The 19,872-nt window shown below is 72.4% G+C and carries 17 protein-coding genes and 1 pseudogene; 3 read left to right on the forward strand and 15 right to left on the reverse strand.

The window, feature by feature from the left end:
- Positions 1 to 114: 114 nt before the first annotated feature.
- The gene (locus ACFWUZ_RS28060; RefSeq protein ID WP_384378652.1) at positions 115 to 1,050 is read right to left on the reverse strand and encodes a LysR family transcriptional regulator; all 936 of its coding nucleotides are present in this window, start codon (positions 1,048 to 1,050) and stop codon (positions 115 to 117) included.
- Between the two features lie 98 nt (positions 1,051 to 1,148).
- On the opposite strand from ACFWUZ_RS28060, the gene ACFWUZ_RS28065 reads away from it, so the two are divergent.
- Both ACFWUZ_RS28065 and ACFWUZ_RS28070 read left to right on the forward strand, forming a co-directional pair.
- Entirely contained in the window at positions 1,149 to 2,468 is a 1,320-nt protein-coding gene (locus ACFWUZ_RS28065; protein ID WP_384378655.1) for an MFS transporter, read from the forward strand.
- A 95-nt stretch (positions 2,469 to 2,563) separates the two neighbouring features.
- Positions 2,564 to 3,271, forward strand: coding sequence for a L,D-transpeptidase family protein (locus ACFWUZ_RS28070; protein WP_384378658.1), 708 nt, complete (start codon positions 2,564 to 2,566; stop codon positions 3,269 to 3,271).
- Positions 3,272 to 3,284: 13 nt separating this feature from the next.
- On the opposite strand, the gene ACFWUZ_RS28075 is transcribed toward ACFWUZ_RS28070, so the two are convergent.
- The gene (locus ACFWUZ_RS28075) at positions 3,285 to 4,661 is read right to left on the reverse strand and encodes an MFS transporter (protein WP_384378661.1); all 1,377 of its coding nucleotides are present in this window, start codon (positions 4,659 to 4,661) and stop codon (positions 3,285 to 3,287) included.
- 207 nt (positions 4,662 to 4,868) lie between these two features.
- Between ACFWUZ_RS28075 and ACFWUZ_RS28080 the strand changes: the two genes are divergently transcribed.
- Positions 4,869 to 5,876 carry a sigma-70 family RNA polymerase sigma factor gene (locus ACFWUZ_RS28080; protein WP_384378664.1) on the forward strand — a complete coding sequence of 336 codons (1,008 nt, stop codon included), beginning with the start codon at positions 4,869 to 4,871 and terminating at the stop codon, positions 5,874 to 5,876.
- On the opposite strand, the gene ACFWUZ_RS28085 is transcribed toward ACFWUZ_RS28080, so the two are convergent.
- The 13 genes and pseudogenes from ACFWUZ_RS28085 to ACFWUZ_RS28145 all read right to left on the reverse strand — a co-directional run bounded on the left by ACFWUZ_RS28085 (position 5,763) and on the right by ACFWUZ_RS28145 (position 19,746).
- Complete coding sequence (locus ACFWUZ_RS28085) at positions 5,763 to 6,101, reverse strand: STAS domain-containing protein (RefSeq protein ID WP_384378667.1); 339 nt, start codon at positions 6,099 to 6,101, stop codon at positions 5,763 to 5,765. The genes ACFWUZ_RS28080 and ACFWUZ_RS28085 overlap by 114 nt on opposite strands.
- 81 nt (positions 6,102 to 6,182) lie before the next feature.
- Positions 6,183 to 6,467 (reverse strand): Uma2 family endonuclease, encoded by a 285-nt coding sequence (locus ACFWUZ_RS28090; protein ID WP_384378670.1) that lies wholly within the window; start codon positions 6,465 to 6,467, stop codon positions 6,183 to 6,185.
- A 191-nt stretch (positions 6,468 to 6,658) separates the two neighbouring features.
- Positions 6,659 to 7,936 carry a thymidine phosphorylase gene (locus ACFWUZ_RS28095; RefSeq protein WP_384378673.1) on the reverse strand — a complete coding sequence of 426 codons (1,278 nt, stop codon included), beginning with the start codon at positions 7,934 to 7,936 and terminating at the stop codon, positions 6,659 to 6,661.
- Positions 7,937 to 8,026: 90 nt separating this feature from the next.
- Positions 8,027 to 8,434: a cytidine deaminase gene (locus ACFWUZ_RS28100; RefSeq protein ID WP_384378676.1), complete on the reverse strand. Its 408-nt coding sequence runs from the start codon at positions 8,432 to 8,434 to the stop codon at positions 8,027 to 8,029.
- Positions 8,431 to 9,696 (reverse strand): ABC transporter permease, encoded by a 1,266-nt coding sequence (locus tag ACFWUZ_RS28105; RefSeq protein ID WP_384378679.1) that lies wholly within the window; start codon positions 9,694 to 9,696, stop codon positions 8,431 to 8,433. Before ACFWUZ_RS28105 ends, ACFWUZ_RS28100 begins: the two co-directional genes overlap by 4 nt.
- The gene (locus ACFWUZ_RS28110) at positions 9,693 to 10,808 is read right to left on the reverse strand and encodes an ABC transporter permease (protein ID WP_384378682.1); all 1,116 of its coding nucleotides are present in this window, start codon (positions 10,806 to 10,808) and stop codon (positions 9,693 to 9,695) included. The genes ACFWUZ_RS28105 and ACFWUZ_RS28110 overlap by 4 nt, the downstream gene beginning before the upstream one ends.
- Complete coding sequence (locus ACFWUZ_RS28115) at positions 10,805 to 12,376, reverse strand: ABC transporter ATP-binding protein (RefSeq protein ID WP_384378912.1); 1,572 nt, start codon at positions 12,374 to 12,376, stop codon at positions 10,805 to 10,807. The genes ACFWUZ_RS28110 and ACFWUZ_RS28115 overlap by 4 nt, the downstream gene beginning before the upstream one ends.
- Before the next feature lie 277 nt (positions 12,377 to 12,653).
- Complete coding sequence (locus tag ACFWUZ_RS28120) at positions 12,654 to 13,700, reverse strand: BMP family protein (protein WP_384378685.1); 1,047 nt, start codon at positions 13,698 to 13,700, stop codon at positions 12,654 to 12,656.
- Positions 13,701 to 13,918: 218 nt separating this feature from the next.
- Complete coding sequence (locus tag ACFWUZ_RS28125) at positions 13,919 to 15,163, reverse strand: amidohydrolase (protein ID WP_384378915.1); 1,245 nt, start codon at positions 15,161 to 15,163, stop codon at positions 13,919 to 13,921.
- Between the two features lie 137 nt (positions 15,164 to 15,300).
- Entirely contained in the window at positions 15,301 to 16,485 is a 1,185-nt protein-coding gene (locus tag ACFWUZ_RS28130) for a hypothetical protein (RefSeq protein WP_384378687.1), read from the reverse strand.
- Between the two features lie 49 nt (positions 16,486 to 16,534).
- The gene (locus ACFWUZ_RS28135) at positions 16,535 to 17,449 is read right to left on the reverse strand and encodes an N-acetylneuraminate synthase family protein (RefSeq protein ID WP_384378918.1); all 915 of its coding nucleotides are present in this window, start codon (positions 17,447 to 17,449) and stop codon (positions 16,535 to 16,537) included.
- Between the two features lie 396 nt (positions 17,450 to 17,845).
- A pseudogene (locus ACFWUZ_RS28140) lies at positions 17,846 to 18,379 on the reverse strand (cytidylyltransferase domain-containing protein); the annotation flags it as partial.
- The gene (locus tag ACFWUZ_RS28145) at positions 18,376 to 19,746 is read right to left on the reverse strand and encodes a DUF6716 putative glycosyltransferase (protein WP_384378690.1); all 1,371 of its coding nucleotides are present in this window, start codon (positions 19,744 to 19,746) and stop codon (positions 18,376 to 18,378) included. The pseudogene ACFWUZ_RS28140 and the gene ACFWUZ_RS28145, both read right to left, overlap by 4 nt.
- Positions 19,747 to 19,872 lie beyond the last annotated feature (126 nt).

A 19,872-nucleotide genomic window follows, 5' to 3' on the forward strand; every position in this document is an offset into this window, starting at 1 on the left:
CCCCTCCCGCGGCCCCTCTTTGTGGGTTATCCCCCCCGGGGGGCCCGGCCCCCCCCCCCCCCCCCCCGGCGGGGATGGGGCGGCGCCGCCCCGCCCCCCCCCCCACGACAGGGCCTAGGCAACCTCCAGTTCGGGGATCAGCCGGCCCCGGCGGGAGAGCAGGAAGCGCTTGAACTCCGCCACCGGCGGGGTGTCGGGGTGGCCGTCGAGCCAGGCCACGCCGATCTCGCGGACCGCGCGCGGGGCGGTGACCGTCAGCTCGACAACGCCCGGACGGGCCACGGCGGGGGGCGGGAGCAGGGCCACGCCGAGGCCCGCGGCGACCAGGCCGCGCAGGGTCTCGGCCTCCTCGCCCTCGAAGGCGACGCGCGGGGTGAAGCCCGCCTCCGCGCACAGGTCGTCGGTGATGCGGCGCAGGCCGTAGCCGGGTTCCAGGGTGACGAAGGTTTCCTCGGCGGCCTCGGCGAGGCGGATGCGCTTGCGGCCGGCGAGGCGGTGGTCGTCGGGGACGACCAGGCGCAGCCGTTGTTCGTCGAGACGGCGGGCCACCAGGTCGGGGGCGACCGGCAGGGGCGAGGTGAGGCAGAGGTCGAGTTCCCCGGCGCGCAGCCGCTCCAGCATGGCCTCGCCGTAGTTCTGGACGAGGGAGAAGCGCACCCGGGGGTGGTCGGCGCGGAAGGCCCGGATCAGTCCGGGCACGGTCTCGGAGCCCAGGGTGTGCAGGAAGCCGAAGGCCACCTTGCCGGAGGCGGGGTCGGCGTCGTGCTGGACGGACTCGGCGGCGCGGGCGATCCCGTCCAGGGCCGGTCCGACCGAGGCCAGGAAGGTGCGGCCCGCGGTGGTGAGGGCGACGGTGCGGCCCCTGCGGGCGAACAGCGTGACGCCGAGGTCGTGTTCGAGGCGGACCATGGCCCGGGAGAGGGTGGACTGCGGAACGCCCAGTTCCTGCGCGGCGCGGGTGACGTGCTCGTGCCGGGCGACCGCGGCGAAGTACGCGAGGCGCGGGGCCAGCAGGGATGTCACGGCCATGTCTTCTTCGTAACGGTTCATTGACATACGCCGCCCTGAGCTGTGGTGATGCACTGATGGATCGATTATCGCGATTCCATGCATTGGACGCATCAAAAAGCCGGGCCTACCGTCGACGTATGCCTCCCGCTCATACCGGGGCACCCGTCATCCCGGGTGCCTCCACCCCGTCGTTCCCGCCCACGCCCGCCCAGGACTCCGCAGCCCAGGGCCCCGCGCCCCAGGGCCGGGAGCCCGGCCGCCCCGGCTACCGCCGGATGAGCCTCGCGCTCTTCGCCGCCGGACTCGCGACCTTCGCGCTCCTCTACTCCACCCAGGCACTGCTGCCCGCGATCTCCGCAGGGTTCGGGGTGACGGCGGGTCAGGCCAGCTGGACGGTGTCCGCTGCCACCGGCGCCCTCGCCCTGTTCGTCCTGCCGCTCAGCGCGCTGTCCGAGCGCTTCGGCCGGACCCGGATGATGACCTGGTCGATGGTGGTGGCCGTGGGCGTCGGCCTGCTGGTGCCGTTCGCACCGAACCTGGAGTGGCTGGTCGCGCTGCGCGCGGTGCAGGGCGCGGCGATCGCCGGGATCCCGGCGTCCGCGATGGCGTACCTGGCGGAGGAGGTCGAGCCGAAGGCGCTGGTCGGTGCGATCGGCCTGTTCGTCGCCGGCAACTCCGTCGGCGGCATGAGCGGCCGCCTCGTCACCGGCTGGGGCGCGCAGCTGGGCGGCTGGCGGGTGGGCCTGCTGTCCGTCGGGCTGGTGGCCCTGGTCTGCGCGGCGGCCTTCGTGGTGCTGCTGCCGCGGGCGCGGTTCTTCCGCCCCGCCTCGCTGAAGCCGCGGGCGGTGGGCCGCACCGTCGCCGGGCACCTGCGCGATCCCCTGCTGCTGCGCCTGTACGGGATCGGCGCCCTGTTCATGACCGTCTTCGGCGCCGTGTACACCGTGATCGGGTACCGGCTGGTGGACGAGCCCTTCTCGCTCGGGCAGGGCGTGATCGGGTCGATCTTCCTTGTCTACCTGGTCGGTACGGCCTCCTCGGCCGCCGCCGGACAGCTGGTGGCCCGTACGGGACGGCGCGGCGCGCTGTACCTGGCCGTGACCACCACCGCGCTCGGGCTGCTGCTGTCGCTGTCCGACTCCCTGGTGGCGATCGTCCTCGGCCTGGTGCTCATCACGGCGGGCTTCTTCGCGGGCCACGCGGTGGCCTCCGCAGCGGTGAGCCGCACCGCGAGGACGGGCCGGGCGCAGGCCTCCGCGCTCTACCAGTCGGCGTACTACTTCGGCTCCAGCGCCGGCGGCACGCTCGGCGCGCTCGCCTACCACTCGGCCGGGTGGGCGGCCACGGTGGGCATCGCGCTGATCGCCGTGCTGGGGGTCGTGTCGATCACCCTGTACGGGTCCCGCGTGGCACGCGCGGAGCGGAGTCCGTTGGGCCGGGCGGCTGCGGCACGCTGACGGAATCTACGTCTGCCGTCCAGGTAACTCCCACGCGTTTCGCGGGCATTGAACCCTCAAGGACGCAAGGGCAGGGCGATCAGGGGGAGGACCGGATGGGGACTGCACGCGGGCGCGCCGGACGGCGGGCGGCGGTGGTGTTCGGCGGGGCGCTGGCACTGGCCGTGCCGATGGTGGTGGCCGGGGGCGGCACGGCTCAAGCCGCGTCCTGCAGCGTCAGCACCGGCCCGCACCAGCGGCAGGTGGAGCAGTTCCTGGGGCGGCCGGTGGACGGGAAGCAGTCGGCGGCCGACTGCACCGCGATCCGGGCCTTCCAGGCCACCCACGGCATCACCCCGACGCAGGGCTACGCCGGGCCGCTGACCTGGCAGACCATGAGCACGATGCTGGCCCAGCGGGCGGCCGGCACCACCCCGAACCGGGACGGGAAGTGCCCCGTGAACCGGGGGCGGATCGCCTGCGTCGACCTGACGCGGCAGCTCAGCTGGATCCAGGACGGCGCCGCCCTGAAGTACGGCCCGGTCCCGGTCCGTACGGGCAAGGACACCACGGAGACCCGCACCGGCCTGAAGAAGATCTACCACCGCAGCATCGACCATTGGTCGACGCTCTACGACGTCTCGATGCCGTACGCGCAGTTCTTCGACGGCGGCATCGCCTTCCACTCCACCACCAAGAGCATGTGGAACCCGCCCGGTTCGGGCGGCTGCGTGAACATGCGGCCCGCCGACGCCAAGGCGTACTGGAACCTGCTGGGGAAGGGCGAGGACGTGTACGTGTACGGCCGCAAGCCCGGGACCTGAGGTCCGCACCGGGTCAGGCCGCCCGTCCGGCGGATTCGGCGGCGGGCGGTACGGCGGGGCCGGATGGTGCGCTCAGCCGGTCCAACCGCCCCAGGCTGGCGTGGCGCTGGGCGAGCGAGAGCCCCGCCACCGCAGCGCCGAGGACCAGCCAGCCCGCGGGGCCGGCCGTCATCACCGCGCCGGTGAGGAGCAGCGGACCGGCGGACTTCTGGACGGACTGGGACATGCCGGCCACCCCCAGGTACGAGGCGCGCGCCCGCCCCGGCGCGAGGGAGACGGCCAGTTCCCAGGAGCTGACCGAGCGCAGCAGCTCGGCGGCGGTCGCCAGCACCGCCGCGGCGAGCAGGGCTGCCGAGGCGGCCCAGACCCCTCCTCCGGCGGCGGTGGCCAGCAGGACACAGCACACGAAGGCGGTCAGTCCGTACAGGGCGACCGCGTCGGCCGCCCGGCGGGCATCCCGGACCTTCGCCGACACGCGGAGCTGGAAGACGACGACGAGCACGGTGTTGATGACGAGGAAGGCGGGGATCAGGGCGTGCGGGGCGGCGGTGTGGCCGACCAGCCACAACGGGATGCCGACGCCGAGGATCGAGTCGTCGAGGTTCATGGGGACGTCCAGCAGGACGAACCGGAGGTAGCCGCGGTCCCGCCACGGGCTCGCCCCGGCGGCCCCGTCCCCTGCCCGGCCGGCGGGCGGGTCGGCGGGCGCACCGACGGGCGGGTCTGCGGGCGGCGCGGTCACGAGGCCGCGGCCGCGCGGTTCCCGGGTCCGCCACACCAGGGCCGCGGCAGCGAGGAAGGACAGCCCGTCGGCCAGGATCAGCACGTGGTAGGCGTCCCGGGTCCCGACGGCGAGGCCGATGGCGGCGAGTCCCGCCCCGAGGGCGTAGCCGGCGTTCGCCGAACTCCGCGACAGCGCCTGGTAGGTGGAGCGCCGTTCGCCGGCGACCCGGGTGGCGAAGAGCATCTCCAGCGTCTTGGCCGCCCGGTCCCCCAGGCAGGTGACGGCCACCACGGGCAGCAGCACGTCGAAGTCGGTGACCACCAGCAGCGCGCAGAGGGTCCCGAGACGGAGCAGGTGGCAGCCGATCAGCAGGGAGCGCACCGGGAAGCGGTCGGCGAGGTGGCCCGCCAGCGGTGATCCGGCGATGCCCGCCACTGCGGCCGCGCCCAGCAGCAGGCCCAGCTGCCCGGCGTCGAGTCCGACGACGAAGGTGAAGTAGAGGATGGAGGACGCCGCCCACACGCCCGTGCCCGCGCGGTCCAGCGACTGGGCCAGCAGCATGATCCGCGCATCACGGCCGCCCGGCGGCCGGCGCAGCTGTGCGATCAGGCCGGGCTCCCCCCGCCGTGCCGGCCGCGCCTTCCCGGTCCCCCCGCCGCGCCGCATGCCCGGTCTCCCCCTCCGCCGTCCCGTCTCCCGGTCTCCCGATGTCGGGATACAGAGCGGAAGCCTGCCCCACATCTATCTCGACGTCAAGATACTTGATGTCGACATACATCATCTCGGGGCGCTGTCGTGGCGCTTCCGGCTGCCGTTGTCGGACCCCTCCGGTAGGTTCCGAAGCATCGGGAACGACCAGGGGGATGGACGGACATGAGCGACCTCGCCACCAGCACGGACCTCGATGCCGCGATGGACCGCTACCGCGTCGAACTCACCGGCTACTGCTACCGGATGCTCGGCTCGGCCTTCGACGCCGAGGACGCGGTGCAGGACACGTACATCCGGGCCTGGCGCGCCCACGAGAAGTTCGAGGGCCGCTCCTCGCTGCGCTCGTGGCTGTACCGGATCGCCACCAACGTCTGCCTGGACCTGCTCAGCGCCGGGAACAAGCGGGCCCGCCCGATGGACCTGACCGCACCGCAGCACCAGGCCTCGGCGGTCCTGAGCGAGCGGCCGGAGGTGACCTGGCTGGAGCCCGTACCGGACGGCCGGGTGCTTCCGCAGACCGCCGACCCGGCCGAGATGGCCCTCGCCAAGGAGTCCGTGCGGCTGGCCTTCGTGGCCGCCCTGCAGCACCTGCCGGCGAAGCAGCGGGCCGTGCTCATCCTGCGCGAGGTGCTCGCCTGGAAGGCCGACGAGGTCGCGCAGCTCCTGGAGACCACGGTGGCCTCGGTGAACAGCGCGCTCCAGCGGGCGCGGGCGACGCTCGCGGGGCAGTCCCTGCGGCAGAGCGATCCGGCGGACCCCCTCGACCCGGAGCAGGCCAAGCTGCTGGAGCAGTACCTCTCGGCCTTCGAGGCCTACGACATCTCGCGCCTCACCACGCTGCTGCACGAGGACGCGGTGCTGTCGATGCCGCCGTTCGACCTGTGGCTCCGCGGCCAGGCGGACATCGCGGCCTGGCACCTGAACCAGGGGATCGGCTGCAAGGGCTCCCGCCTGGTGCCGACGACGGCGAACGGGCTGCCGGCCTTCGGCCAGTACCGGGCGCGCGCGGACGGGAAGCCGGGGCACGCCCCGTGGGCCCTCCAGGTCCTGGAGATCTCAGACGGCAAGATCGTCGGGCTCAACGCCTTCCTCGACACCGACCGCTGGTTCCCGCTCTTCGGTCTCCCCGAGCAGCTCGACGAGACCTACGAGGTGCAGCAGGGCGCGTAAGGGCGGGGACGCCCCGCTGACGGTGAAGGCGCCGCGCCCGCGGGCGGTCAGCCGCAGCCGGGCGAGGACCTCCACGGCGGCGAGGTCCGGCGCGGTGAGCGCTCGGGCGTCGCACACCACGGCGCCGGCCCCGTCCTCGTAGAGCCGGGCCAGCCAGGCACACAGCCGCGCGGCGTCCTGCGCGGTCGGGGCGGGTCCGGGCAGCACGAGTCGTTTGATCTCCACGAGAGGGTGACTCCCCCACCGCCCGGAACTCATCGGCAGGCGGCCTCCGCTTCGGGCGGGGACAGCCGAAGGTGTCGAGGGTCAGGTCGAACGGCTCGGGAAGGTGCACGGCCTCGCCGAACGTGCCCGCGTGCAGAACGCGGTACTGGCCGTCGCTGGCTCGCCGTACAGGTGGATGGTGGGGCTGCCCGTCCCGTGCGGGTCGATCAGCAGGTGGAGCGGGATGCCCGCCGCGGCGTATCCCTTGAGCTTGGAGACGCGGTCGTTGACGGCGTTCGACTTCGAGGTGATCTCGACGACCAGCTCGGCGGCTCCTGCGGGAATGAAGTTCTCCCCCGTGGGAACCGCCTCGGTGGGTACCACCACGAGGTCCGGGATGCAGAGCCCGCTACGGCTCGGGACGGCCACGTCGAGGGTTAGTCGTCACCGCTCGCGGGCTGGTGCTCGACTGCGAGTGCGCTCATGGTGTGCTCCTCTCAGTCGTCACCGGTCCCAGCATGCAGAACGGGACCGGTGGGCGTCCACCGGTCCCGTTCGGCCGTACGGGTGAGTGCAGGTCAGGCGATGCGGTCCAGGACGATCGGGGTCGCCGAGAACGCCGTGCCCGCCGGGGCGACGTCGTAGGAGCCCTCCAGCGAGGCCAGGGCGTACTCGAACTTCTCCGGGGTGTCCGTGTGCAGGGTCATCAGCGGCTGGCCCGCGGTCACCGTGTCGCCCGGCTTCGCGTGCAGCTCGATGCCCGCACCCGCCTGGACCGGGTCCTCCTTGCGGGCACGGCCCGCGCCGAGCCGCCAGGCGCTGACACCGACCGCGTACGCATCGAGGCGGGTCAGGACGCCCGAGGCGGAGGCCGTCACCACGTGCTGCTCGCGCGCGACCGGGAGCGCCGCGTCCGGGTCTCCGCCCTGGGCCGCGATCATCCGGCGCCAGTGGTCCATCGCGGAGCCGTCGGCCAGGGCCTTCGCCGGGTCCGCGTCCTTGATGCCCGCCGCGTCCAGCATCTCCTTGGCGAGCGCGATGGTCAGCTCGACCACGTCGGCGGGACCGCCGCCGGCCAGCACCTCCACCGACTCGCGGACCTCCAGCGCGTTGCCGGCCGTGAGGCCGAGCGGCGTGGACATGTCCGTCAGCAGCGCGACGGTCCTGACGCCCGAGTCCGTGCCGAGGCCCACCATGGTCCGGGCCAGCTCGCGGGCGTCCTCGATGTTCTTCATGAAGGCGCCGGAGCCGACCTTGACGTCCAGCACCAGGGAGCCCGTACCCTCGGCGATCTTCTTCGACATGATCGAGGAGGCGATCAGCGGGATGGCCTCGACCGTGCCCGTCACGTCGCGCAGGGCGTACAGCTTCTTGTCCGCCGGGGCCAGGCCGTCGCCCGCGGCGCAGATGACCGCGCCGGTGGTGTCCAGGACGTGCAGCATCTCCTCGTTGGAGAGCAGCGCGCGCCAGCCCGGGATGGACTCCAGCTTGTCGAGGGTGCCTCCGGTGTGGCCCAGGCCCCGGCCCGACAGCTGCGGCACGGCCGCGCCGCAGGCGGCGACGAGCGGGGCCAGCGGGAGGGTGATCTTGTCGCCGACGCCGCCGGTGGAGTGCTTGTCGGCGGTCGGGCGGGAGAGGGAGTCGAAGTTCATGCGCTCGCCGGACGCGATCATCGCGGCGGTCCAGCGGGCGATCTCGGCCCGGTTCATGCCGTTCAGCAGGATGGCCATCGCCAGCGCCGACATCTGTTCGTCGGCGACGACACCGCGCGTGTAGGCGTCGATGACCCAGTCGATCTGCTCCGGGCTCAGCTCGCCGCGGTCCCGCTTGGTCCGGATGACGGAGATGACGTCCATGAAGTGCTTCTTTCTACGCGCATAGAGAGAGGGGTTGGGGAGAAGACGACGGCCCTCCGCCCGGCAGGGGGCGAAGGGCCGTCGGCACGGCTATCTCAGGTGGTCGGGCCCGAAGGCCTGCGGCAGCATGGCCGCCAGCGGAAGGATCCCGTCCGGGGTCTCCACCAGCAGCTCCGGCCCGCCGAACTCGAACAGCAGCTGGCGGCACCGCCCGCAGGGGACGAGGATCTCGCCCTTGCCGTCCACGCACGTGAAGTGCGTGAGGCGGCCGCCGCCCGTGGCCTGGAGCGAGGAGACCAGCCCGCACTCCGCGCACAGGCCCAGCCCGTAGCTCGCGTTCTCGACGTTGCAGCCGGTCACGACCCGCCCGTCGTCGACGAGGGCGGCGACCCCGACCGGGAAGCCCGAGTACGGCGCGTACGCGTGGGACATGGCGTCCCGGGCCGCCGTACGCAGGGCTTCCCAGTCCACGGCCGGAACCGGTACCGGGCCCGTCACTTGCCCTGGCCCTTGCGGTACGGCAGGCCGTCCGCCTTGGGCATCCGCAGGCGCTGCGCCGACAGGGCGAGCACGAGCAGGGTGGTCACGTACGGAGCCGCGTCCACGAACTGGCTGGGCACCGAGTCGGTGAGGGCGTACCAGACGAAGAGCAGTGCCGCGCAGGCCGCCGAGATGCCGGCCTGGAGGTACTTCTTCTTGTACAGCTGCCAGACGCAGACGAGCACCAGCAGGATCGCGATCAGCAGCAGCATCGCGTGGACGTTGGTGGCGCCACCGCGCAGCTTGAGACTGTCGATGAAGCCGAACAGGCCCGCGCCCAGCGCCATGCCGCCCGGCATCCAGTTACCGAAGATCATCGCGGCGAGGCCGATGTACCCGCGGCCGCCGGTCTGGCCCTCCTGGTAGATCGGGCTGGCGACCTCGGACAGGTAGACGCCGCCGAGGCCCGCCAGGGCGCCCGAGACGACCACGGCGATGTACTTGTACTTGTAGACGTTGACGCCGAGGGACTCGGCGGCGACGGGGTTCTCACCGCAGGAGCGCAGCCGCAGGCCGAAGGTGGTGCGCCACAGCACCCACCAGGTGCCCGGGACGAGCAGCAGCGCGACGACGGTCAGCAGCGACAGCTCGGTGACCAGGCCGCCGATGACGCCGGCCAGGTCCGAGACGAAGAACCAGTGCTTGCCCTGGAGATCGGACATCCAGTCGGACAGCCCCGGCACGGTGATCTTGTAGATCGGTTCGACCTGCGGCGACTGCTTGGAGGAGCCGCCCGGCGCCTCGGCGAACGTGAAGTTCGACAGGTACTGGGTGAAGCCCAGCGCCAGGATGTTGATGGCCACACCGGAGACGATGTGGTTGACGTTGAAGGTCACGGTGATGATCGCGTGCAGCAGGCCGCCGAGGGCGCCGCCGGCGATGCCGACGAGCACACCGGTCCACGGACCCCACTGGTAGCCGGCCCAGGCACCGAACCAGGTGCCGAGGATCATCATGCCTTCGAGGCCGATGTTGACGACGCCCGCGCGCTCGGCCCACAGACCGCCGAGGCCGGCGAGGCCGATCGGCACGGCGAGCGAGAGGGCGCCGGAGACCTGGCCGACCGAGGTCAGGTCCTCGGCGCCGCTGATCAGGCGGACCAGCGAGACCAGCGCGAGGCCGCCCGCGATGATCAGCATGATCCAGGGCAGGGTGAGCTTCTTGCGGCCGCCGGACTTCTTCGGGGCGGCGGCCGTCGCGGAAACGGTGCTGGTGCTCACGCCGCGACCTCCTTGTCGGTCTTGATGGCGTGCCCGGCGGCGAGTTCCTCGCCGACCTTCTGCTGCTGGCGCCGGATCCCGTAGCGGCGGACGAGCTCGTACGAGACGACGACGGCGATCACGATCAGGCCCTTCATGATCGTGCCGATCTCCTTCGCGTACCCGGCCTGGTCGAGCGAGGCCGAGGCCTTGTCGATGAAGGCCATCAGGAACGCGGCGAAGAGGATGCCGACCGGGCTGTTGCGGCCGAGCAGCGCGATGGTGATGCCGGTGAAGCCGACACCGACCGGGAAGGCCAGGTTGTAGGTGTGGGTCTCGCCCAGCAGCTGCGGCATGCCGGCCAGACCGGCGACCGCACCGGAGATGAGCATCGCCGTGATGATCATCTTCTTGGAGTCGACGCCCGAGGCCTGGGCGGCGGACTCGCTGGCGCCGGTGGCGCGCAGGTCGAAGCCGAACCGGGTGCGGTTGAGCACGAACCAGTAGACGATGCCGAGGGCGAAGGCCACGAAGGTGAAGCCGTAGATCTCCAGCCCGTCCCCGAGGGTGACGGCCGGGAACCAGCCCGACTCGGCGATGTCGCCGGTCGTCAGGTCGTTGGAGCCCTCCAGCTGCACGCCGAGGTTCTTGTCCAGGATCAGCCAGGCGATCAGGCTGGTCGCGATGGCGTTCAGCATGATCGTGGAGACGACCTCGCTGACGCCGCGCTTGGCCTTGAGCACACCGGCGATGCCGGACCAGAAGGCACCGACGAGCATCGCCACGAGGATGATCAGCAGCAGGTGCAGCGGACCCGGCAGGGTCACGGCCGTACCGACCACGGCGGAGAGCATCGCCGCGAGGCGGTACTGGCCGTCGACGCCGATGTTGAAGAGGTTCATCCGGAAGCCGATGGCCACGGCCAGGGCCGCCAGGTAGTACGTGCCGGCCTGGTTCACGATGAGGACCTGGACATCCTCGTAACCGGCGTTCTCCACCATCAGGCGCAGCGGCTCGATCGGGTCGATGCCCGTCGCGGCCAGCACGACCACGGTCAGCAGGAAGGCGCTGACCAGGGCGAGCACGGGCCCGGCGATGCCGAGGAGCAGCCGGTCCTTGTCGATCTTCTTCATCGGGCCTCGTCCTCCGGTGCATCGGTACCAGCCTCGGTACCGGCGGCGGAGTGGTTGTCGGTTGCTTCCAGGTGCCCGGAGGCGGCGCCCGTCATGGCGGTGCCGAGTTCCTCGGGGGTGACGGTCGCCGGGTCGGCGTCCGCGACGAGGCGGCCGCGGTAGATCACGCGCAGGGTGTCGGACAGGCCGATGAGCTCGTCCAGGTCCGCGGAGATCAGCAGCACGGCCAGGCCCTCGCGGCGGGCCTCGCGGATCGCGTCCCAGATCTGCGACTGCGCGCCGACGTCCACACCGCGGGTGGGGTGGGCGGCGATCAGGAACTTCGGGTTGTGGCTCATCTCGCGGCCGACGATCAGCTTCTGCTGGTTGCCGCCGGAGAGCGAGGCCGCGGTGACCTCGATGCCGGGCGTGCGGACGTCGTACTCGCGCACGATCCGCTCGGTGTCCTTGCGGGCGGCCTTCGGGTCGAGGATGCCGCGCCGGGAGTTGGGGGGCTCGGTGACGTGGCCGAGGATGCGGTTCTCCCACAGGGGGGACTCCAGCAGCAGGCCGTGGCGGTGACGGTCCTCGGGGATGTAGCCGATGCCGCCCTCGCGGCGCTTGCGCGTCGGGGCGGTGGAGATGTCGTCGCCGTCGAGCGTGATGGTGCCGCCGTCCGGGATGCTCATGCCCATCAGGGCCTCGATCAGCTCCGTCTGGCCGTTGCCCTCGACGCCCGCGATACCGAGCACCTCACCCTTGTGGATGGTGAAGTCGATGCCCGCCAGGACCTCGCGGACGATGCCGTCCGGGTCGGTGGCGGCCAGGCGCAGCTCGGAGACCTTGAGCATCGGGGTGGTGGTCACCGTCGACTCGCGGGTCTCCGGGGAGGGCAGTTCGGCGCCGACCATCAGCTCCGCGAGCTGCTTGGTGGTGGCCGTCTTCGGGTCGGCGGTGCCGACCGTGGTGCCGCGCCGGATGACGGTGATGTCGTCGGCGACCTTCAGCACCTCGCCCAGCTTGTGCGAGATGAAGATCACGGTGAGGCCCTCGGCCTTGAGCTCGCGCAGGTTGTCGAAGAGGGCGTCCACCTCCTGCGGGACGAGCACGGCGGTCGGCTCGTCGAGGATGAGGATCTTCGCACCGCGGTAGAGGACCTTGAGGATCTCCACGCGCTGGCGGTCGGCGACACCGAGGTCCTCGACCATGGCGTCGGGGCGCACCCCGAGGCCGTAGGCGTCCGAGATCTCCTTGATCTTCTTACGGGCCTTGGCGCCGATGCCGTAGAGCTTCTCGCCGCCGAGGACCACGTTCTCCAGGACGGTGAGGTTGTCGGCGAGCATGAAGTGCTGGTGCACCATGCCGATGCCGCGGGCGATGGCGTCGCCGGGGCTGGTGAAGGAGACCTGCTCCCCGTCGATGGCGATGGTGCCCTCGTCCGGCTTCTGCATGCCGTAGAGGATCTTCATCAGAGTCGACTTGCCGGCGCCGTTCTCGCCGATCAGAGCATGGACCGTGCCCTTGCGGACGGTGATCGCGATGTCCTTGTTGGCGACGACGCCGGGGAAGCGCTTGGTGATGCCGTGCAGTTCTACGGCGGGGGGCGGGCTGGACGCGTTGATGACGCACTCTCCTTGGCGCGGAAGGAGTTGGAGGCAGGGCAGGGACAGGGCGGGAATCGGCCGGGCGGGTGGGCGGGAGGAGGACGGTATCGCGTCCACCCTGCCTCTACGCGCGTAGCACTGTCGAAAGTGAAAACTTGCGGCCAACTGGCCACAGGCAAGCACCATATGACATGGCTCGGGGCCCGGGAGCGGCAGAGACCGCTTCCCGGACCCCGGAGACCACGACTACATCGGACGGGCCTTACGGCGCGGTCTTGACGGTGATCTTCTTGGCGATGATGTCGGCCTTGGCCTTCTCCACCGCGGCGATGACGTCCGTCATCTCCTTGTACTTCGGGTTGGAGTCGGCCAGGCCGACGCCGTCCTTGTCCAGGCCGTAACGGATCTCACCGGTGGTCGGCTTGCCGTCCTTGACCGACTTGATCAGGTCGAAGACGGAGTCGGAGACGTCCTTGGTGACCGAGGTCAGGATCTGGTCCTTGTACTTCGTCAGACCGGCCTGGTTGTACTGGTCGGAGTCGACGCCGATGGCCCACTTGCCCTTGGCGGAGGCGGCCTCGATGGCGCCCGAGCCGGCCAGACCGGCGGCCGCGTAGACCACGTCGGCACCCGCGTCGAGCTGACCCTGCGCGGCGGCCTTGCCGAGGTCGGGCTTGGCGAAGCCGTCGAAGTTCGGGGGCTGCGTCAGGTACTGGGAGAGCACCTTGGCGTTCGGGTTGGTGTCCTTGACGCCCTGGGTGAAGCCCGCCTCGAACTTCTTGATCAGCGGAACCTCGACGCCGCCGATGAAGCCGACCGTGCCGGTCTTGGACACCTTGGCGGCGGCGACGCCGGCCAGGTAGGAGCCCTGCTCCTCGTTGAAGACCATGTTGGCGACGTTCGGGCCGGTCACCGAGGTGTCGTCGATGATGCCGAACGTGGTGTCCGGGAACTTCGGCGCGACCTTCTTGATGGCCGGCGCGTAGGCGAAACCGACGCCGATGACCGGGTTGTTGCCCTTGCGGGCGAGCTCGGTGAGGCGCTGGACCTTGTCGGCCTCGCCCTCTCCGTCGGTGGGCTCCGCCTCGGAGCCCTTGACCTTCAGCTCGGTCTCGGCCTTCTGGAGACCCGCGTAGGCGGCGTCGTTGAACGACTGGTCGCCGCGGCCGCCGACGTCGTACGCGATGGCGGCGCTGGGCTCCGTGGACGATGCGGTGTCCGAGGACTTCTTACCGCCACAGGCGGTGGCCGAGAGGGCCAGCGCCGCGGACGCGATGCCCACGGTGGCGATCCTGGTGATCCGGCGCAAGGGGAGGCTCCTTCAAAACCTGACCGAAGCGCCACGACCGGCGCTGGTTTCGCGGCGATCGTAACGCGCGTAGATGTCAGTTAAAGGCCCGTTCATGAGTCGTTATCGGATCGTCGCGAACCGGACAGTGACCGATTCGTAACTCCCGGGCGTCCAGCCCTTGTGTACCAAGGGCTGGACACGCCCGGCGCGGGAACGCCCCGATGCTGTACGGGCAACTACCCGACGGGCCTGGCGCGACGCCCGTCCAGCAGCGCGGCGGCCGTGAAGAACTCCACGCCGACGGCGATCGCGTCCTCGTCCACGTCGAAGTCGCCCCGGTGGAGGTCGCGCTTGGCCGGGTCGCCGGGCGTACGGACCCCGAGGCGGGCCATGGCGCCCGGGACGTGCTCCAGGTACCAGGAGAAGTCCTCCCCGCCGAGGCTCTGCTCGGTGTCCTCGACGGACTCGGCCCCGCACCGCGCGGTCATCGCCTCGCGGAGGAGTTCGGTGACCACCGGGTCGTTGACCACGGGCGGCACCCCGCGGACGTGGTTGATCTCGAACTTGGCCCCGTGCATCGTCGACACCTCGTCGATGGCCGCGTGGATCATGTCCGGGGCATCGTGCCAGGCGTTCAGGTCCAGGCACCGGACGGTCCCCGACAGCTCGGCGTGCATCGGGATGACGTTGCAGGCGTGCCCGGCCTCGATCCGCCCCCAGGTGACCGACATCCCCGAACGGGCGTCCATCCGGCGGGCCAGCACGGCCGGTACGTCCAGGGCCACCCGGGCGGCGGCCGTGACGAGGTCGGTGGTCAGGTGCGGCCGGGCCGTGTGCCCGCCGGGGCCCGACAGGCTGACCTCCAGCCGGTCGCAGGCCGAGGTGATGGGGCCGGCCCGCAGCCCGATCCGCCCGGCGTCGACCCGGGGGTCGCAGTGGAGGGCGACGATCTGCCCGACGCCGTCGAGCACCCCCGACTCGATGGCCTCGGTGGCTCCGCCCGGGAGCACCTCCTCGGCGGGCTGGAACAGCAGCCGCACGGGACGGGGCAGCAGGCCCTGCCGGTCGAGTTCGGCCAGCACCAGGCCGGCGCCGAGGACGGTCGCGGTGTGCACGTCGTGGCCGCAGGCGTGGGCGCGGTCCGGGGCGGTCGAGCGGTAGGAGACGTGCGTCTTGGCATCCGGGATGGGCAGGGCGTCGATGTCCGCGCGCAGGGCCAGCATCGGCCGTACGCCGTCCCACGTGCCCACGTCACAGATCAGGCCGGTGCCGGACTTCAGCACCCTCGGGCGCAGTCCTGCTTTCTCCAGCCGGGCCTTGATCGCCGCCGTGGTGCGGAACTCCTGGTGTCCTAGCTCGGGGTGCATGTGCAGGTCCCGGCGGAAGACGATCAGTTCGGCACGCAGGTGGTCCGGAAGCTTGCCGGGCAGCTCGGGCCGGTCGGGCTTGCCGGGCAGGGCGGTCGGGGACTCGCGGGACATCAACTGGTTCACCCGTTGAAGGGTAGGCGCACGGACCGGCCAACTGGCTGGAGATCACAAAAAATTCATGCCGTTAGGGGAAGAAAACCCGGCCGCTGGACGCATGACGGGGTTCGGCCGCGGGTACACTCGCACGCTCATCCGGCCGCCGGCGCCGCCTGGGCCGGGAGTCTGTGCACATCACGGGCGGTGTCGGTGACCCCGGCGAGGAAGCTGCGGGCCCGGGCCGACGCGGAGCCGGTGAGCCAGTCCGGGTCGACATCGCATACGGCGACCGTCACACCGGTACCGGTCAGTGCGTACGGCAGCGTGTGGACGACCGTGGACGGAAAGCTCACGATCGTACGGCCGATGGGTCCGCGCCGGGCGATCAGCTCCAGCGGCAGGTCCGGACGGACGATCTCCAGCCCGGTCGCCTCGCTCAGGGCGCGCAGCTTCTCCGGGGACTCCCGGCGGTGCGCGAAGTAGCGCGTCACGCCGTGCTCCCGGGTCAGGGCGCACACCGCGTCCAGGTACCGCGCCGGGTCCACGACACCGGTCTCCACCAGCGAGGTGCCGACCAGGTCGGTGCCCTTGGTCAGCCGCGGCGGGCCGAAGCGGGCGCGGGTCCAGGCGAACGCGTTGACCCGCAGGCTCATCCCGCCGTGGACGGTGACGGGCATGGAGGTGAACACCTCGACCCGCCGCCCCCCGGCCCCGGCGGCCGTGAAGCGCCGCCGGGCCGTCGCCGACACCGGGGCGTAGGCCAGCTCCCGGATCCGGCCGGGCAGCCCGCCGCCACCGACTCGGTGCCAGCGGACGAGACGTTCGCCGCGGGCGGTCTGGGCGGCGAACTCCATCGTGGCGGTCCCGTCGTCGACCACGACGAGCTCCCCGGCCCGGACGAGGGTGAGCAGCAGCTGCACGTAGCGGGAGAACGGGTCGCCGATGACGACCCGGTGCGCGGCCCGTACGTCCCGGGCCAGCGCGGCGAGCGCCTTGAGCGGGGTGAGGCGGCCGCCGCGCGCCTCCTGCCAGCGCACCTCGTGGCCCTCGTCGCGGGCCAGTCCCGCCATCCGGCGCAGCTGCCCCCGGGACATCGGGTCGGTCGGGGGCAGGACCACGATCCGCAGGGGCGCGGGGCCGGCGGGGGCGCGGGCCGCCGGGCCGGCGCCGGCCCCCTCCCCTGCCGGTGGGGAGCGGCGTTTGCGCTGGCGGGGGACGCCGTCGAGCAGCGGGCCGGGCGGCGGCGGGTCGGTCCGGTCCAGATGGGCCCACTCCAGGACGTTCAGGAGTTGGACCGGGCTCTCGACGAAGGCCAGGGTGCGGGCTGAGGGGGTCACCGGGTACTCCTCGTCTGGGGGCGGGACTCGTACGCGCCGGACCGCGGGGTCAGACGGCCACGGGCTCGCCCTGGAAGCGGCGGAGCTTCTTCATGGGGCCGAGCTCGGAGTCGTACACGCGCTTGACGCCGTCCCCGAGCGCGGTCTCGATGGTGCGGATGTCGCGGACCAGGCGGGCCAGGCCGCCGGGCTCGACGGAGGCGGCCTGGTCGGAGCCCCACATCGCGCGGTCGAGGGTGATGTGGCGCTCGACGAAGGTGGCGCCGAGGGCCACGGCGGCGAGGGTGGTCTGCAGGCCCGTCTCGTGGCCGGAGTAGCCGATCGGGACGTTCGGGTACTCCTCCTGCAGGGTGTTGATCACCCGCAGGTTGAGTTCCTCCGCCTTGGCCGGGTACGTCGAGGTGGCGTGGCAGAGCAGGATGTTCTCGCTGCCGAGGACCTCCACCGCGTGCCGGATCTGCTTCGGGGTGGACATGCCGGTGGAGAGGACGACGGTGCGGCCGGTGGCGCGCAGGGCGCGCAGCAGCTCGTCGTCGGTCAGGGAGGCGGAGGCCACCTTGTGCGCGGGGACGTCGAACTTCTCCAGGAAGGCGACGGCCTCGGTGTCCCAGGGGGAGGCGAACCAGGCGATCCCGCGCTTGGCGCAGTGCTCGTCGACGGCCCGGTACTCGTCCTCGCCGAACTCGACCTTGTGGCGGTAGTCGATGTACGTCATCCGGCCCCAGGGGGTGTCGCGCTCGATGTCCCACTGGTCGCGCGGGGTGCAGATCTCGGGGGTGCGCTTCTGGAACTTCACGGCGTCGCAGCCCGCTTCGGCGGCGGCGTCGATCAGGGCGAAGGCGTTGCCGAGGTCGCCGTTGTGGTTGATGCCGATCTCGCCGACGACGTAGACGGGCCGGCCGGGGCCGGCGGTGCGCGGTCCGAAGGTCCGCAGGCGGGCGTGGGCGGGGGCGGGGGCGGTCATGGCAGGTGACGTCCTTCGGTGCGGGGGGTGCGGGGGCCGCTGGGGGTGCAGGGGGTGCGGATCGGGGTGGGCCTCCTCGAACAGCGGGGCGAGGAGGCGGGCTCGGGCCAGGTCGTGGGGGTCGTCGATCTCCAGGACCCGCGCGGGGTCGGTGGCGACGGGGAGGGTCCGGCCGAAGAAGCGGTGCCGGGCGGTACGGAACCCGGCGGCGTCCATGGCGTAGGCGGCGCCGGTCTCCAGCAGGTCCTGCGGGCGGTCCTGGCGGCGGGGCCGGTACGCGCTCTCGTGGTTGACCCCGGTCCCCGCGCCGGCGGCGTCCTGCCGCCAGAGGAAGCCGTGGAAGGGGGCGACGGCGAGGGCCGTGTCGGCGGCGCCGGACGCCACGGGGGCGGCGACCGACTCCACGTCGGAGGCCGTCAGGAAGGGGCTGGTGCACTGGACCAGGAGGACCACGTCCACGGTGAGGGAGTGCAGTTCCTCGAAGGCGGCCAGCGCGTGCAGCACGGCGGCCTCGCTGCTCGCGGTGTCACCGGAGAGCGCGGTGGGCCGGGCGATCGCGTCGGCTCCGGCGGTGCGGGCCGCGGCGGCGATCGCCTCGGAGTCGGTGGAGACCACGACGTCCGTGACGGTCGGCGCGGCCCGGCAGGCCCGGACGGCGCGGGCGACCAGCGGGGTCCCGGCGACTTCGGCGAGGTTCTTGCCGGGGACGCCCTTGGAGCCGCCGCGAGCGGGGATCACGGCCAGCACCCGGCGACTGCGGGCGGGCCCGGAGGCCGGGACGTCCACGGGTACGGCCGGCAGGGGGAGCCCGGGCGGGGTGGCGGCCGGAGGGGTATCGGCCGGTGGGGCGGCGGGCTGCGGGATGGCGGCCGGTGGGGCGACAGGGTGCGCGGCGGCGGGCTGCGGGGTGGCCCGCGAGCGGGGGCTCACAGCTCCCCCAGGCGGCGGATCACCGGAGCCACCCGCTGGACGCCGTGCCGGTACGCCCCGCGGGCCGCCTCGCGCAGGTGGCCGCGGAGCCTGCGCCGCAGCCGGGACCCGGCCCGCGGCTCCTGCGCCGCACCGGGCAGCGGGCTGCCGTCCGGGGCCAGGTGGTGGCGGGCGAGGATCCCGGGCAGGTAGCGGGGGGCGGTGGTGAGCGTGTAGTACGGCGCCGGGGACGGCAGCCGGCGGGCACCCGCCAGCACGGCGACCCGGGCCCGGGCGGCGGCGTAGGCGTCGTACGGGGGCCCGGCCGCGGGCCGGTCGGCCGACGAGGCCGGGCCCGGCGCCGGCAGCCCCGGCGCGGCCGGACCCGGCAGGACGCCCTGGGCCGCCAGCCAGTGCGGGTCGCCCTGCGGCAGCAGCCCGGCGTCGAGCTGGTCCCAGGAGGCGAGGCAGCCGGAGCCGAGGAAGTGGTGGTTGCCCAGGGCCTCGCGGATGCCGAGGTCCGTCAGGACGGCCGTCGGGATGCCGCGGTGCAGGGACTCCAGCGCGGCGGTGGACGAGACGGTGACCAGCAGGTCCGTGCCGTCCAGCACCTCGCCCATGTTCCCGTAGACCAGCCGGCAGTTGGGCGGCAGCCCGCCGGGGAGCTTCGCCGCGAGCCGCTGGTACGGCTGCTCCTCCAGGTGCGTGGTGTGCTCCCCGGGTCTGCTGCGCAGCTTGACCAGCACGTCCCGCTCCGGGTGCAGCCGGGCGTGTCCGGCCGCCCGCTCCAGCAGGTACGTACGGTCCGCCCGGCCGTCGGGCACGGAGGGCTGGACGGCGAAGACCACCGTGCGGGCGCGGCTCCCGGTCGCCTCGTACGGCGCTCCGCCGAGGAAGGGCAGCGCGGTCTCGGTGACGGCGCCCGCGTCCGCGCCCACCCCCTCGTAGACGGCGCGGAAGCGTTCCGCGTCGTGGCGGGAGTTGGCGAGGACCAGGTCCGCCCCGTGGCGCAGCAGCAGCCCGTCGGCGAGCTTCTCGTAGACGACGCCCACGTAGCCGGTGACGAGCACGGGCCGCTCGGCCGGGGCGGGCCACAGGGCACGGGCCCCGTGCAGGACGGCCTGGACGGCCCCGCCGACGAGGGCGAGCACGACCACGTCGTAGGCCTCGCGCTCGATCTCGGCGAGGAACTGCGCGCAGGTCACCTCGGTCAGCCGGCCGGCGTGGACGCCCACCTCACCGAGCTGGCGCGCGGTGGGAGTGGCGCGGCCGCGCAGCAGGAACCCGGTGAGCTGGTGGTCGGGCACGAGACGGCCTGCGGTGAGTGCACCCCATTTCCATCGCGTATCGGAATCGGCGAGTACGGCTACGCGCTTGCGTTCTGGCACGCGGCAGAAACTATTGGGCAATTTCGGTGATCGGCCCAACGACCGCACAACAGCGGGTTAACAACGCGTCGACGAAATGCGAAAGCGTACGGGTTAACGCGCCCGCCCTGCGCCGTTCACATGGAA

It is taken from the genome of Streptomyces sp. NPDC058646 (genome assembly GCF_042716875.1).
Classification (GTDB): domain Bacteria; phylum Actinomycetota; class Actinomycetes; order Streptomycetales; family Streptomycetaceae; genus Streptomyces.

Bases quoted from the DNA above. Each gene is read 5' to 3' on its own strand.
- ACFWUZ_RS28060 (WP_384378652.1), bottom strand. From the start codon at position 1,050: ATGAACCGTTACGAAGAAGACATGGCCGTGACATCCCTGCTGGCCCCG.
- ACFWUZ_RS28065 (WP_384378655.1), top strand. From the start codon at position 1,149: ATGCCTCCCGCTCATACCGGGGCACCCGTCATCCCGGGTGCCTCCACC.
- ACFWUZ_RS28070 (WP_384378658.1), top strand. From the start codon at position 2,564: ATGGGGACTGCACGCGGGCGCGCCGGACGGCGGGCGGCGGTGGTGTTC.
- ACFWUZ_RS28075 (WP_384378661.1), bottom strand. From the start codon at position 4,661: ATGCGGCGCGGCGGGGGGACCGGGAAGGCGCGGCCGGCACGGCGGGGG.
- ACFWUZ_RS28080 (WP_384378664.1), top strand. From the start codon at position 4,869: ATGAGCGACCTCGCCACCAGCACGGACCTCGATGCCGCGATGGACCGC.
- ACFWUZ_RS28095 (WP_384378673.1), bottom strand. From the start codon at position 7,936: ATGGACGTCATCTCCGTCATCCGGACCAAGCGGGACCGCGGCGAGCTG.
- ACFWUZ_RS28110 (WP_384378682.1), bottom strand. From the start codon at position 10,808: ATGAAGAAGATCGACAAGGACCGGCTGCTCCTCGGCATCGCCGGGCCC.
- ACFWUZ_RS28125 (WP_384378915.1), bottom strand. From the start codon at position 15,163: ATGTCCCGCGAGTCCCCGACCGCCCTGCCCGGCAAGCCCGACCGGCCC.
- ACFWUZ_RS28135 (WP_384378918.1), bottom strand. From the start codon at position 17,449: ATGACCGCCCCCGCCCCCGCCCACGCCCGCCTGCGGACCTTCGGACCG.